This window comes from Pedobacter nototheniae, assembly GCF_004335085.1.
Classification (GTDB): Bacteria; Bacteroidota; Bacteroidia; order Sphingobacteriales; family Sphingobacteriaceae; genus Pedobacter; species Pedobacter nototheniae.
The window spans coordinates 31,812-47,382 of the sequence record NZ_RQRS01000003.1 but is presented as its reverse complement, the minus strand read 5'-3'; the positions used below and the strand labels follow the sequence as shown (position 1 = coordinate 47,382).

Genomic DNA, 15,571 nt, shown 5'->3' with positions numbered 1-15,571 from the left:
TTTTAAAATAACCAGCTTTCATACCCATTAACAAACCACCCTGAAATGAAAAAAATATAATAAAAATTAATAATACAAAAAATAAGAATTATTAAATACCCAATCACCTTTTCCTTAAATAGATAAATAACAAAAGGATATAGTAGTATTTGCCCAACTGAGAGCATATCAAAGATACGCAAAGAAAAAACCATCGCTGTGGGGCTTAAAGTAAAAAACAAAATAATTGAAAGTAGATGCACTTTGAAGAGAAGAGGAAACATCCTTAGATTTTTCACCAATTCAATCTTATAAACAAACAACGCCAAGAACAACAAACTGAACAAAATCCTAAAATTCAATATATTTACTGGGACATCTGACTCACTCTCTAATAAAGCTAAATATATTTTTACTTTTGGAAAGACAGCATCCAGTTTAAGCAAAGTTAAGATATTGATTTTTAGCAATGCAATAATTAATGAAAATCCAATTCCAATATATAAAAGCTTATATCGTATATTAAATCGTTCAATTATCCAAACAAAAATAAATATGAAGCTAGAGTAATGAAATAAATATGCAATACCAATTTTCAAAAAAAATCTTTTATCATTCTTATTTTCCAAATCATCAATTGCCAACAAGAATAAACCACAAGCTACTCCTGCTCGTATTGTAATCATTTCCTGACTATAGAAGAGATAACTACAATAAATAATTGTACTTAAAAAAAAGAATTTCGATTTTTGTATCGAATATAATTTAGTACCTACCCCTAGAATGGAAAATAATAAAAAGGTTGCATTTAAATAAACATCTGATCCAAATAAAAATTTAGATAATTGAGGTAAGAGAAGAATAGTTGGCTCGTATAATACAAAAGCTTCTCCTTCTATGCTCTTAAAAGTGGGAAAAAAACTAAAAAGCCTATAATATTCTTCATAATCCCGGCCAACAATCATTGTTCTTGTACCCGCAAAAATGGACAAGACAATAAAAACGATAAAAAAGGTAATTATTTTAGTATTCCGATCTGACTGAAATAATGTCAAATAAGATAAACACACACATAAAATAAAAACCAAAAAAAACATCCAGAATACTTATTTATATAAATCAAAGTCCAAGTTCCTTAACTCATCGTTCAAATTTTTGGCAATAGTGCCCAATTCTATTGTCTTTTTATACTTAGAAATATTTATCAAAAATTTTTGATAATTATCCTGAACAACTACATCATTTTCAATAATTGCATTTAATACATTTTTCATTTCCTCCAAATTATCACAGAGGTAACCTATTTCACCAGCCTCTTTAAAAACATCAGTGAAGAATGGATTTTTAAACGCAATTATTGGCTTTTCAAAATGAATTGCATCGAAAAATGCAGCACTGCTTCTTAAAACAAAATCAAATTCACCATAGAAAAAAATTGAATAATCAATCTTTTCAGTTTCAATATTAAAAATATCACGTTCCAAATGCACATTGATCTTATCACCAACAAAATTTGTAACTAAATTATTTAAATAAGGTTTAAGATTTTCTTCTATGGGGCCTATTACCACGAAATCAACTTTATTCGCCTCTATTTCTATTTTAAAAACATTAGCGATCTCGTATAATAATTCGACATTCTTTCTCCTTCCTGCACTTCCAATATGACCAATTTTCACCTTACCACTCTTTTTTATATTAGTTTTAGTTTGTATTTTAAAATTAGCTAATGTTGGCAGAATGATAGTTAATATCTCGAAATCATTGAGTTTTTTACTTTCAACAAGAATCCGCTTTGAAACCTTTGTTAAAAAAAGGTAATAGAAGTTTATTGCACTAATTTGAAATACAAGATCATATATTTTTCCAATTAGTTTTTCATAATTCGTTTTCCCATAATATAAATATTCAACCTCACCATGCATTGTTAAGATAACTTTAACTTCGGGATAAAGTTTCTTTAAAAACTTAACAAAAATTAGAGATAATGGGTACACATGAGTAATAAAGATAAAGGAATGTGGTTCTTTAGAAACCAATCGAAAAAGCTTCTTAAAAAACAAAATATCTTTCCATGTTCGGACTAATATTCTCAATAACTGCACCAGCTTAGATCTATTAGCACTAAAGCTTTTATAAGGATCAAAAATCAAATCAACTTGTTTATCCGAATTAAAATGCTCCTGTACTAAGATTAAATGGGATTTCTCAGCAATAAAAGTTTTGGGCTTGCCTGGAAAGATAATATTTAAGATTTTTATAGTATTAACATTTGCTAAAACATGTAAGTACCCTTCAACAAATCTATCTACGATGAAAATCATAAGTTTTTAATATAAAATATTTTTAATACAACTAAGTGTAAAAATATGGTGAGTAATTAATTGTGTAAAGCAGTTTGGATTTTCTTTCGCCAATCTTTTTTGCAGGAATTCCTCCAACTATTGTATTAGCTAACGTATCTTTTGTTACCACAGACCCGCATGCAACAACACAACCCCTACCTAAAGTCACGTTAGGCAAAATGATAACCCTTGAAGCGACCCATACATAATCTTCAATAATTACATCACCAAATTTTATTTCATGAAAGTCGGAATGAGGATCATGCTGAGCAGTATAAATATAGCTATCTCTAGATATATCAACATTGTTTTTAATAATTATTCTTCCCTCCCTACCATCTAGCAAAACGCCTGGATTAATTATGCAGTTTTCTCCAATCTGAATTTGATCTCTTTTTAATTGAAGGTTTAATAATCGTACATTCATTGATACGAAAGTATTGTTACCCACCCTTATATAGAGACGGACAAAAAACATTCTAATGAAATTAACTGGTATTTTAGTAAGAAAAACATTAAAGATGTAAATTCTTAAATGAGCAACAAATAATTTAATTTCAGTTTTCATCTTAAATATCAATTATTGTTAATTATTATATATAATTTTCGCTTTTTTAAGGTAATCAGAATCCCTTTTAACAGTGAACAATAAAAGTGATTGGAAAACAAATATAAACTTTATCAGTCCTGATATTAGATACCCTCTTGATTTCATAAAATACAATCTTCTACTTTTTGAGAACTCTTTTATTTTAAAAAAATTAACATTAGAATCTATCTGCCCTCCCCCCTCTAAATGAACAATCTTTGCAGACGGGACTAAAACAGATTTATATCCATTTGTACAAATTCTATATGACATCTCAGTCTCTTCAAAATAAAGAAAAAAGTCTTCATCAAAATATCCAATTTTATCCATAATGGATCTTCTCAAAAACATGTCCGCCCCACAAATATAATCAACGACTTTTATGTTCTGGTCATAGTTTAGAGCCCCACCTGTTAAATGCTTATTGTAATATTGCTTATATAATTTATAAAAACCTAACTGCGATATTGCATCAAAAATTGTAGGAAAATTTCCATATGAGGCCTGTCTTTCACCATTTGGTTTAAATAAGTCTCCGCCACAACATGCAACCTCACTATTTTCATCCCTTTCCATAAATTCAAAAAGAATTTTTATAGCATCATTGATTAAATAAGTATCAGTATTTAATAAAAACAGGTATTTCCCATTGGCTATATTTATAGCCTTATTATTAGCTTTGCCAAAACCTAGATTTGCATTGTTCTTGACTATTATAACATCCTTAAACTCTTTTTCCAGCATTTCATTGGAATCATCACTAGAATCGTTATCACTAACAATAATCTCAATGATTAAGCTTTGGCATTTATCATATAATGAATTTAAACATTGTCTTAATAAGTCCTTAGTATTATAATTTACTAAAATAACAGAAACATCAACCATTTTAATCTATCCTTCGTTTAGCCATTTAACAACATCAAACTCTTTTCTCCAAACCGCCTTATTTGTGTAAATATCTCCAACATCTACTTTTCCTTGCCTACCTCTTAAACATATTGAAGATTTCAAATCCTTATGTTTACCGACAGAAAATAATAGTTTGTTTTTATACTCTAGAGAATCAAACTCCAACATCAAATCATAATCTACCAGCTCAATTTCGCCAAACTCAACAAAAAGGTTATTAAAATTTATTCGCTTTTTTCTACGGTTCCATTTATCCTCTGCCTCTTCTTTGGAATGATAATGCAGAAAATGCAACTCTACATCATCAATCAGGGCAATAGGATATGTCAATTGCCCTATTGCTCTCTTTTTATTAGCGAGGTCATATTTCGAAATATCTATAAACTTCAATTCACAAGACAGATAAAACCTTAATTTTTTTAAAAATTTCAGGTAACAAGGTCCATGAAAAAAAAGTCCTACAGTAGGAGAGGTATATGGAAGGCCGAGGTCTTCATAAATCCCACCACCCCAACAATTATTAGATAATATTGAAAAATCTTTGTTTATCAAAGCTTTTCTCATTCCTGTACGCCACTTTCGTTCAAGAAGCATTCTGTAAAAAGTTCTTATTTTTCTAATTATTACCATGTCTAAGAAATCTGACTATTTTCTTAATATATCACTTACTTTACTCAATAGGTTTGGCCAATAGAATTGATTATAAGCAAATTCTTGTACCAGTAAAGAGTTCTCTTGTATATACTTCTCATCTTTTACAATTCCAATTAACTCTGCGTAAAGCGAATCAACATCATCTTTAGGAAAAACCTTTCCATACTTTCTATTATTTGTAATATCAAAAGCAGGGCTAACATCACTAGAAATAATAGTACAACCAAATCGTACGGCCTCTAAAAAGACTAATGGAAATCCTTCATACTTTGAAGTTAGAACAAATAATTTAGCTTTTTTATATTTGTCTTCTAACTCCTTTCTATCATTTATCGGTCCAGTAAAAAAAACATTATTTATTAATAATGGATTCTCAATAAAGAAAGATTTAATATAATCTTCGAAAGTACTTTCGATTGGTCCGATCATTTCTAATTTCCAATCCTTATTAGTTTCGAAAAACGCCTTAAATGCTTGCAAAAGAATTTCATTTGATTTCTGATACGTTCCGATTCGCCCAACAGTTATAATGAGATTCTCCTTAATACTATAATCTACTGACTCTCTATTTTCATTATCATAAAAACCATTAGGGATATAATAGAAATTATCTGAAAAAAGCTTCTTTCTATTTACTTCTTTAAATAAAAGTAGTGTCTCAATGGTTATCAGATTAATCTTTGCTAAGAATTTTCTTACCAATTTCCCTAGCCAGCCCTTTAGTCTTAATTTCAATATATCATCATCAGCATCTAGCTTAAGATATGTTTTAGCTCGAGGGCTGAATCCCCTCAAAAGCTTAAACACCAATAAATATAAGAGGCTTTCAATGGAAAAATGATAAACTTGAAGAATATCGTACTTTCTTGAGTTCCTTAATAAAAAGATAATAGTATCAACTTTCGTATTATTAAATAATTTCTTTATATACCTTTGTTTAATGCCTTTAACTTCAGTTTCAGCGTAGGGATACACACCGTTTTGATAGCTTGCTATTGTAGAGTCAAAACCAAATTTCTTTTGAAGAATAAACGGAATCATCCCAACATCCTTAATTAAATGTACATTTTCACATTTTGGAAATAAAGTTAAAAATTTCATTAATTATTCTTCATCAATTAAACAATCAATCACTTCTTTATATTTACTTGCAATTATATTCCAATCAAACTTAGACACAGCTCTATCTCGGGGAATATTACCCCAATTCATATGGAGTGCTTTTTCTATAGTTTTAGAATAAACAGTTGAATCTTCAACATCACAGAACAAACCTGCTTCTCCAATAATTTCGCGTCTAGATTTATCGTCAGGAGCAACAATCGGCTTATTCATTGCTAATGCTTCCAAATATACAATTCCAAAAGGTTCCTCTTTAGTAGGCAATGAAAACAAATCACATTTATTGTAATAAGTATAAATCTCACTATATTTAACTGATTTAATTTCAAATCTGCATTTTAGTTTTTGCTGTCCATAACTATTAAGTTCGTTCATCATTTCTCCTTCACCTAGTAAAATCAGCTTCACATCACTTAATTTTTCAATAGCATCAATTAATAGCTTTTGCCTCTTTAATTGCACAAACGCACCAACACATAGAACTACTTTTAAGCCACTTGGATGTCTATTAGTTTCTGGATTAAACTTAATAACATCAACGCCATTACTAATCTTTACTACATCATTATGAAATTTCTTTGCCCAATTTGCATGAGTATCATTGAGAGCAATATATAAGTCAGGCTTCTCTAACAAAATTTTAATTTCTCCACTCCCTATTCCTCCATGACCAGTATAAATAAATGGTGTTCCTGACTTTTGTCTTATGAGGCTAGCTAACTTTGTCCCAGAATACCCATTATTAGGAAATAGCAAGTCAATATCCTTTCTTCCCTTTAAAAACTTTTCATAAACAACTTTTGTAAAATAATATTGTTCGATTATGGTAGGTATTGGACTAAAGAGCCGATCACAAAGAACTTTGTAAGGATATATTTTGTTATAAAGAAACCTATGTGGTTTGAACCAAAAAGGAGGGGTAGAATCAACTAAAGTTATATTATCTTTTATCTCTTCAGAATTTCCTAAAGAGTATACTTCGACATTATAATTATCTCTTAGTTTTTTCACCAGCTCAATAACAAATGTCTCAGCTCCTCTATTTATAACACCCACATATGTTGCTAAAACAATTATTTTCTTCATTTCAATGCTCTTTTAATGGAAATCAAAATATTAATTGGTATTGTTAATGATTTGAAAAAATAATATGAAATTCCAGCTCTTTTAAATGGATTCGGAACTATCTTCGGTCGCTTTAAATAAAAGACTTCTGGGAATAAAAAATCATTATTTATGCTTTCTTCAACTTCTGAAAAAATTTTCGCTCTTCGATAGGGTATCTTCCAATCATGGAAGATATTTTTAGATCTAATTAGGTTGGAAGTGTGAAGAAAAAAACCGTCAACAATTTCAATGTCACTTTCAGATTCTTGAATTGGTCTATTTTGAATATCAAAGTACCCCTCCATTCCATAAGGCCCATCCGCATGGACGCCTAAGATATCCATACTAATTAGCTTTAATGTAACATTTCCCTTTTCTGATTTTATATTATATCCTCCTGATTCGTATTTAGTATAATGATAAACGTCTTTTGTACAATTATGAAACTTGATCGCCAACATCGATGCCGTTGTAAATTCTGCTACCTTTATAAGATTAATAAAATCCTTTTTATACCATATTTCGTCCCCATCTAATACTAGAAACCATTTAGTTTTAGTCTTTTCAATTTGCTCCTGTCTAAGCTTAGTAAATTGTTCTTTGCTAACAGCCCCCTTTCTCTGGAAATCTATTCTCTCTCTTAGCCTCTCATCCTTCAAGATCTCATCAATAACAGCACAAGTCTTATCGGTAGATCCAGTATCATAAATAATCATATGATCAACAAAATCAATTACGGACATAATTGCAAACCACACCCACTTCTCCTCGTTTTTAACTAATGTGTGGGCAGTAATTCCTTTTTTATAAATCATTTTATTTTTTATATAGATTCACGAAAATTTTCTTCAACAGAAGGCGTTCTTCCATTTTAAATGCAAAAATCAGGGCACAGATAGACAAACTAATCGCCGATCCAACCGCAATTAACTTTAATATTATTATTCTTCCATCTACTATATTTTTATCAAAGATTTGGCTTATAAGAAGGGCGACCAATAGTGAAACCGTGTAAAATAATATTATTCTAAAAAGTTCTTTTAAAAACAACGGCTTCTCAACAACTCCTGAGTTTGTTAAAATTAAAGATAGCCCCAATATTATATGAACAACAGCCCACGAAAATGCAAACAAGGGTGCTCCATAATGCTTGTAAAACATTGTATCAATAGCGGCTATAATTAAATAAGCAATGGAACTTGCAATAGTAATTGTTTTTACCTTTTTCTGAGCAACTAAAGCCTCTCCACTAATCACATATAACACAACACCAATGATTCCTATTCCCATCCAAAATAATGTATTTGCAGTAATTTCTTTAAATTCTGATTTAAAAGATCCTTTATTAAAAAGCAACTGAACAATATCATTAGAACAGATAGTAAAACAAAGCACAATTGGTATAACTCCAATCATAAACATTCTAACGTAAAGTAAAAGTTCTTTGTTGAAATCCTTATACATCTTCTTCACAAATAGACTTGCAAGTATTGGGGTAAGTACCATAGGTACGATACTTAAAATAACATTTAAAGTTAAATCACCAAATCTTTTAGCATAATCAAATGCTGAAACTGTACCACTATCTAGGAAAGTGCATAGTCTTCGCTCAATAACTGTCAAAAATTGACCCGCAAAATAATTAAGGTATAAAGGAAGTGCAAATATCAAATAAGGTTTAAAGTCTTTCCAATTAAAATGGAAACTATAAAGCTTTATTTTTTTCTTTTTCAAAATTCGAACTAATAAAAATCCAAAAATAATTGAACTTATATAACTCGAAATCACCAATGAATATATACTAATAATAGGCGCAAGAACAATAATGAAAACAATATTTAAGATCCCTGATAAGAAACCAAAAATATCTGGCATAAAAAAAGAATTATAAGAATTCAGTATTGCAGTCCATATTATTATTACTTGATTAATTAGTAATGAAGGCATCAAACACCTAACCATCAACAGTAACACACTATCTTGTGATGGTGTAAATCCAGGTGCAAAAATGCCTGTATAAATTTGAGGATAAATTTCTGAAATCAGAATAATTAATAAAGATATAGCTACGATTCCCCCTAATAAAGCCGAAGTCGATTTAATGGCACTTTCTTCTCCTTCTTCTTCTTTCAGATGGACAAACTTCGTTCTAAAGATATTTACAACTGGTCCAAACAAAAAGCCTGCAAAAACTGCAATTATAGTCCCTCCAATTACCCACGCATCCCGTTCAATAGAAACACCAAAATATTTGGCTGATAAAGCAATTGTATATAGAGAAATAAAGGACCGAAGTATTCTCAAAAACCCCATGCCTATCGAAATTCTTCTCGAGGACGAAAAGAAAAGATTTAAATTATTAAATGTATTAAAAAATCTGTTTATCAAGGTGTTTTTATTAAAATTAACTAAAATAATATATACTAAAGATATCGATTGTATCGTCCATAGATTGAATCATACTATTTATCTTACGTTACTGGTTCATCAAATCAGATAGGAACTTTTTGATTGTTAAAATCAAAACAATAAAACAGCCCATTACGATACCACCTATAACTAGATATCTTAATTTGCCTACTTTAACAACATCTAAAGGCAAAACTGGTTGATCAACCACTTGAATTAAAGGCGCCTCTTTTAATAAAGCCATTTTAGATAGTTCTAAATTTTGAACTAATGCACTAAGTACTGTCTTATTGGTTTCAGCAGAAAATTGTGCTTTTTGCGCAGGTGCGACACGTTTTACTTGCCTTGTGGGATTTAAATTAGGCGTAGCATCGGCCACTTCAACAGCAGTATATATAGCGCCGTTCATTACTGCCCTAACCGAATCGGTTTTATGTTTTAAAATTTGAACATTCTGCAACGTTTTTTTTGTTCTTGTATTTACATAGAATTCATTAACATTCTTAACTAACTCATCGTTAAAGGCTTTAGCAAAAAATTCATCTTTCGATTTCAAATCAACTTTAATAATACTTAATTTTTTATCAGGCTTAGCTACAATTAAATAATTTTTGTTAATATCTCCAACAAATTGATTAATTAAACTATCCTTTAGGCGGTTAGGAAAAATTTCATTATTAAAATTAATCTTCAATAACTCTGGCCTGCTCTTCCATTGGTCTTTTAAATGATTAATAACAATATATCGATTAATTAATAACTCTTTCTTACCCCGAAAATCAATCTTCGTTAAAAGTGTCTTTTCAATCATTTTTCTAGATTTATACAATTCCAGTAAATTATCTCCCTGAAAGATACCTCCACCACCTGATCCTAAATCTACTCCAGCCATAGAGGCTAGGCCAGCCAAATTACCCAAACCACCGCCACCTGCTTTTTCATCTTCCAATACAAAAGTTGTAGTTGCGGTATATACTGCCTTTTTGTTAGAGGCATAAAAAAACCCTAATGTCCCCCCCACTAAACTAAAAAACAGAATGATGATCCATTTAGATAATAAATAACGCCACCATTCCTGAATTTTAAAAATCAGTTCTTTCAAAGAAATTTCATCGTTATCAGTAGCAATGTGTTGTTGACTTTCTGTTGTCATGTATAAGTATCGGGTATTTAGTCAAGTATCATAACTTGATAATTTGTATTTATTATTAACGCTGATTCTTCGTTGCAATTGGAATAAACAATTCTCTGATAGCCTCTGTCTTCATCGGTAAGAGATTCTTCCCTCCGCTCAGAATGACAAAAAATTATCTTAATAAGCTTACAATAATAGCCCCTAAAGATGCAACTGCAGTACCAATTCCTATCCAGCTTTGTGCAGTCATTCTCTCCCTCTCAGCTCTTTTAGGAACTAAAATTTCTGCTCCAGGTTTAATTATCGGGTTATTATTAAAAAACAAAAACTTACTCACTGCTGCTGCAGAACCATTTGCATACTTAACATATACACCCGATTTTCTAGCATTTGAGGTAAAACCTCCAGCTCCGTTGATATATTGTTTTAAGCTTTTTCCTGGTAAAAATACGATGCTATTTGGATTTAAAACCTCTCCGGTTACTTTTACAGTTTGTAAAGTGCGTGGAACTCGTATCACATCTCCATCTTCTACAATTAAATCATATTTTGATAGCGGATTTTCTATAATTCTAACAAGGTTTATTCCTACCAAATCACTTTGAATAAGCTTCTGTTCTACTTCTGCTTTAACAGTATCTTTAACACCTGCTTCTTGCGCTCTTTTTAAATTTAGGTATTTTTTATCTTCTTCGTCCTTATTATTGATTGCATTTTTATCAGTAGGATTAACTTTTTCTGCACCTGGTCTTTTTAGTGAAGCACCATCTGCATATGCATAAGAAGTTAAACCTCCCGCTCTCTTTATTAAATCAGAAATTCTTTCATTTTTATTAGTGATGGTGTAAGTTCCTGGATAAAGAACTTCTCCTTCTAATTTCACTTGTTTTTGCGCACTATATCCTTCAGAATTACGTACAGAAATAATATCAAATGGTTTCAGAATAAATGGTTCTCCTTCTAATTTCAGGTCAGGATTAACATTTACAGTAAATACTTCTGCAGTGCGGGCCGAAACAGATGTGGCATCGCTATTCTTTATCCTTCTTGAAATTTCAATACGATTTGGTGTAGCGCCTTCTTTAAATCCTCCCGCCATTTGAATTACAGATTCCAAAGTCATATTATCTGCATATTCAAAACTTCCTGGCGCTCTAACTTCTCCTTGAACGCTTATTTTATATTCATCTCTTAAATCAAACAAAGATGAAATTGTAATCTTATCTTCCCTTTGTAAAGTAATATCACTTTCTGAACCAGAAATAATCTTAGCTAAATCAAATGAAATTAAAGATTGTGTATTGTCAGGATTTAAACGATTAATATAACCTCGATTTAGAAAAGCATCTTCAGTTAAGCCATCAGATTTGTTAATTAAACCACGTAATGTTAGTCCTTTATCTAGTTCATAAACACCAGGACGGAATACAGCGCCTAGAATCTCAACACGATTAGCAAAGCGATCCAATATTGCTTCTACAACGAATTTGTCGCCATTTTTAGGTACGTAAGAATTGAATTCTGCCGCGGGTACATCTAAAATTTTTCTTTCTCTATCGGTATTCTGAAAAGATTTAATTTTTGCCGTATAAGCTTGTGTTGTAAAACCTCCGGCAAAGTTTAATACACTTTGTAACGTTTCACCATTTACAACCTCAAAAAATGCAGGAACTTTTATTTCGCCAGTAATCTCTACTCTTTTATCAAAAACCGGAACATTAATTACATCCTGATCTTGCAAACGTATATTATTCTGTTGAATTCCTTTTAACAAAAAATCATAAACATCAACTGTTGATACGACTTTGTTATTCCTTATAACTTGTATTTTACGAAAAGATCCATTGTGAGATGGTCCTCCAGATGCATATAGTGCATTATATACTGTAGATAATGACGATAGTGTATATGTTCCAGGTTTAACTAATTGACCTGTTAGCGTTACTTTTATGCTTCTAATATTTCCTAAATTGATGGCCAAACTTGTTCTTCCAGATCTTAATGAAGGATAAGTTTTACCCATAGCAGCTCTAATTTTTGATTCTGCCTGTTCAATAGTTAATCCTCCAACTGAAATCCGACCAACATACTGAAGATTAATCACACCATCTGGACTAACCTGAAGATTATAGTTTGCTTCGTTATCGCCATTCAAATCAATTAACAATTTATCATCTGGCCCAATGACATAACTTTTGGGTGTTGCAATACGTAGGTTTGGCTCGAAAGTAATTGATCCATTTTTAAACATTTCAGATCCGAAAATCTTTGGACCAACTTCCTCATCCGCAACTTTTTTCTCGTTATCAACCTTTCCTCCATCGGTTGTTTCACTTATTTCACGACCAGTATTAGTTGGTTTATCTTCTGCTTTAACTGCTGATCCTTGTTTACGAACTTTTTCAACACGGAGACGAAGTTTTTGAATTTCATCAGCCTTCATGCCTTTAGCTGCTGCCATTTGCTCTAATTGTGCATCGCCATAACCAATTGATTCTGCCTGCTTAATCATCTGCAAAATTTGTGCATCAGATAATTCATCGACTTTAACATTGGCATAATTGGTTTGTGCAATAGCAACTGTGCTAAAACTTATACAGATTATAACAAGAGTTAATAATTTCAGTATTTTTCTTTCCATAAATAGTATTGATTCAATCTCCTTTTAAATTTGAGTTGAAATTTATTATGTTAAACTGGGAGGTTTTGTGTTATAATATTAAGAATAAATTATTCAAAATAATTAAGGGTTTTAAATCCGCCCTTTTTTAGGTACTCGTCTTTTTTCATAAGTTGTAAATCTGCATGAGCCATATCTTTTACTAAAGCTTGTAAATCATACTTCGGTTGCCAACCTAATTGTGTTTTAGATTTTGTAGGATCTCCTAATAACAGATCAACTTCCGTTGGCCTAAAATATTTAGGATCTACTCTTACTATTGTCATTCCAGGTTTTAAAAACTCAGTTTTAACACCTAATTTATGAGCAAGTTCTTCATCAACATCAATTATCACTCCTTTTTCGTGTTCATCTTTGCCGCTAAACTCAATTTCTATGCCAAGTTCGGCAAAACTCATCCTTACAAACTCACGAACTGTAGTAGTAACCCCTGTTGCAATCACATAATCTTCTGGTTTTTCTTGTTGAAGGATTAACCACATTGCCTCAATATAGTCTTTAGCATGGCCCCAATCTCTTTGTGCAGAGAGGTTTCCAAGATAAAGACAGTTTTGTAACCCTAAAGAAATTTTGGCTGCAGCACGAGTAATTTTTCTGGTAACAAACGTTTCTCCTCTTAGCGGACTTTCATGATTAAATAAAATTCCGTTACAGGCAAACATTTTATATGCTTCGCGATAATTTACAGTGATCCAATACGCATACATCTTTGCAACTGCATAAGGCGATCTTGGATAAAAAGGAGTGCTTTCACTTTGTGGTACAGCCTGCACCAATCCATACAACTCAGAAGTTGAAGCTTGATATATTTTAGTTTTTTCTGTAAGCCCCAAAATACGAATAGCTTCAAGTAGTCTTAAGGTTCCAAGTCCATCAGCATTTGCGGTATATTCGGGCATTTCGAAACTTACATGAACATGGCTCATTGCAGCAAGATTATAAATCTCATCGGGCTGTGTTTCCTGAATAATACGGATTAAGTTAGTTGAATCTGTTAAATCTCCATAATGGAGTTTGAAATTAACATCTTTTTCGTGCTGATCTTGATATAAATGATCTATTCGATCGGTATTAAAGGAAGAAGAACGTCTTTTTAAGCCATGAACAAAGTATCCTTTTTTCAGCAAAAACTCTGCTAAGTATGCACCATCCTGGCCCGTTACTCCTGTAATTAAGGCAACTTTCATAAACTATTCAATAGGTATTAAGCTTGCAAACATACACAATAATTTAGTTGTAAAAAAAACGCAATGCTATAATCTAGCATCAACTAAATTTCTATCAATAAAAGATTTTGTGTCAAATATGATTGTTCCATTATTCTTATATGATTTAAAATCCAAGGCAGCAAATTGTTTGTGCGATACAGCTAAAATAATAGCATCATAGCTTTTTGATGGATCGTAATCATCCAGGTTAATCCCATATTCTTGAGCAACATCTTCTTTTTTTGCCCATGGATCATGAATATCAACATTAATGCTGAATGAGGCCAACTCTTTATATATATCTATAACTTTAGTATTTCTAGTGTCAGGGCAATTCTCTTTAAAAGTGAAGCCTAGAATAAGCACTTTTGCATTTTTAATGATCTTATCTTTGGCAACCATCATCTTGATAACCTTATTGGCCACAAACATCCCCATATTGTCGTTTACTCTCCTGCCAGATAGTATTACTTCTGGCTTATAGCCTAACGACTCGGATTTATGCGCCAGGTAATATGGATCTACTCCAATGCAATGTCCGCCAACTAATCCTGGTTTATAATTAAGAAAATTCCACTTTGTTGCGGCGGCAGATAATACATCTGAAGTGTCAATATTCATCCGGTCAAAAATTAATGCAAGTTCATTAACAAATGAAATATTAACATCTCTCTGTGCATTTTCAATTGCTTTAGAAGCTTCAGCAACTTTTATACTTGGAGCAAGATGAGTGCCTGCAACAATAATGTTTTTATAAAGTTCATCAACCTTTGTCGCAGTTTCTGGATTTGAGCCCGATGTAACCTTTTTTATCTTAGTAAGCGTATTTATTTTGTCTCCGGGATTAATTCTCTCTGGCGAGTATCCGCAAAAGAAATCTTCATTATATTTTAATCCGGATGTTCTTTCCAGTATAGGAACACAATCCTCTTCGGTGCAACCAGGATAAACCGTAGACTCATAGATAACAATATCGTCTTTTTTCAAAACTGTCCCCAGCATTTTAGAAGCACTTAGAAGTGGCTCTAAATTAGGTTGCTTAAGTTGATTAATTGGTGTTGGCACGGTAACGATATAGATATTACTTCTACTAATATCGCTAAGAGTAGAGCTAAATGTTAATCCGAAAGATTGATTTTTATAGCTGCAAACAGTATTTAATAATTCTAGATCAGCTTCTTGTGTGTGATCTAGTCCATTTTTTAATTCAATTACTCTTTGCTCATTAAGATCAAACCCAATGACAGGATATTTTTTAGCAAATTCTAGCGCTAATGGTAAGCCAACATACCCTAATCCTATTATTGCAATTTTTGGAAATTCTGTCATTTATTATTATTCTAAATGTAAAGATATGTGTTTTGTGAAGGAGTGCAAAAGAGGATTAATTAATATCTATCAGACAAAAAAATAGCCCAACCTTAAATTAGG

The 15,571-nt window shown here is 31.4% G+C and carries 13 protein-coding genes; all 13 read right to left on the bottom strand.

The window, feature by feature from the left end:
• Positions 1 to 2 precede the first annotated feature (2 nt).
• The 13 genes from EHC72_RS03730 to EHC72_RS03670 all read right to left on the bottom strand — a co-directional run bounded on the left by EHC72_RS03730 (position 3) and on the right by EHC72_RS03670 (position 15,469).
• Positions 3 to 1,034 (bottom strand): EpsG family protein, encoded by a 1,032-nt coding sequence (locus EHC72_RS03730; RefSeq protein WP_165585757.1) that lies wholly within the window; start codon positions 1,032 to 1,034, stop codon positions 3 to 5.
• A gap of 51 nt (positions 1,035 to 1,085) precedes the next feature.
• A complete protein-coding gene (locus EHC72_RS03725) occupies positions 1,086 to 2,303 on the bottom strand; it encodes a glycosyltransferase family protein (RefSeq protein WP_131536260.1) in 1,218 nt (405 codons plus the stop codon).
• 31 nt (positions 2,304 to 2,334) lie between these two features.
• Positions 2,335 to 2,892 carry an acyltransferase gene (locus tag EHC72_RS03720; RefSeq protein ID WP_131536258.1) on the bottom strand — a complete coding sequence of 186 codons (558 nt, stop codon included), beginning with the start codon at positions 2,890 to 2,892 and terminating at the stop codon, positions 2,335 to 2,337.
• A gap of 18 nt (positions 2,893 to 2,910) precedes the next feature.
• Positions 2,911 to 3,801, bottom strand: a complete 891-nt coding sequence (locus tag EHC72_RS03715; RefSeq protein ID WP_131536256.1) for a glycosyltransferase family 2 protein — start codon at positions 3,799 to 3,801, stop codon at positions 2,911 to 2,913.
• Positions 3,802 to 3,807: 6 nt separating this feature from the next.
• Positions 3,808 to 4,455, bottom strand: a complete 648-nt coding sequence (locus tag EHC72_RS03710; protein ID WP_131536253.1) for a DUF1919 domain-containing protein — start codon at positions 4,453 to 4,455, stop codon at positions 3,808 to 3,810.
• A gap of 15 nt (positions 4,456 to 4,470) precedes the next feature.
• Positions 4,471 to 5,580 carry a glycosyltransferase gene (locus tag EHC72_RS03705; protein ID WP_131536251.1) on the bottom strand — a complete coding sequence of 370 codons (1,110 nt, stop codon included), beginning with the start codon at positions 5,578 to 5,580 and terminating at the stop codon, positions 4,471 to 4,473.
• Positions 5,581 to 5,583: 3 nt separating this feature from the next.
• Positions 5,584 to 6,687, bottom strand: coding sequence for a glycosyltransferase (locus EHC72_RS03700; RefSeq protein ID WP_131536249.1), 1,104 nt, complete (start codon positions 6,685 to 6,687; stop codon positions 5,584 to 5,586).
• Positions 6,684 to 7,523 (bottom strand): glycosyltransferase, encoded by an 840-nt coding sequence (locus EHC72_RS03695; protein WP_131536247.1) that lies wholly within the window; start codon positions 7,521 to 7,523, stop codon positions 6,684 to 6,686. Before EHC72_RS03695 ends, EHC72_RS03700 begins: the two co-directional genes overlap by 4 nt.
• Position 7,524: 1 nt before the next feature.
• The gene (locus tag EHC72_RS03690; RefSeq protein ID WP_131536245.1) at positions 7,525 to 9,021 is read right to left on the bottom strand and encodes a lipid II flippase MurJ; all 1,497 of its coding nucleotides are present in this window, start codon (positions 9,019 to 9,021) and stop codon (positions 7,525 to 7,527) included.
• Positions 9,022 to 9,184: 163 nt separating this feature from the next.
• Entirely contained in the window at positions 9,185 to 10,270 is a 1,086-nt protein-coding gene (locus EHC72_RS03685; protein WP_131536243.1) for a GumC domain-containing protein, read from the bottom strand.
• 154 nt (positions 10,271 to 10,424) lie between these two features.
• Positions 10,425 to 12,893, bottom strand: a complete 2,469-nt coding sequence (locus EHC72_RS03680; RefSeq protein ID WP_131536241.1) for an SLBB domain-containing protein — start codon at positions 12,891 to 12,893, stop codon at positions 10,425 to 10,427.
• Between the two features lie 89 nt (positions 12,894 to 12,982).
• Positions 12,983 to 14,119, bottom strand: coding sequence for a GDP-mannose 4,6-dehydratase (gene gmd / locus EHC72_RS03675; RefSeq protein WP_131536238.1), 1,137 nt, complete (start codon positions 14,117 to 14,119; stop codon positions 12,983 to 12,985).
• A 66-nt stretch (positions 14,120 to 14,185) separates the two neighbouring features.
• A complete protein-coding gene (locus EHC72_RS03670; protein ID WP_131536236.1) occupies positions 14,186 to 15,469 on the bottom strand; it encodes a nucleotide sugar dehydrogenase in 1,284 nt (427 codons plus the stop codon).
• Positions 15,470 to 15,571: the final 102 nt, after the last annotated feature.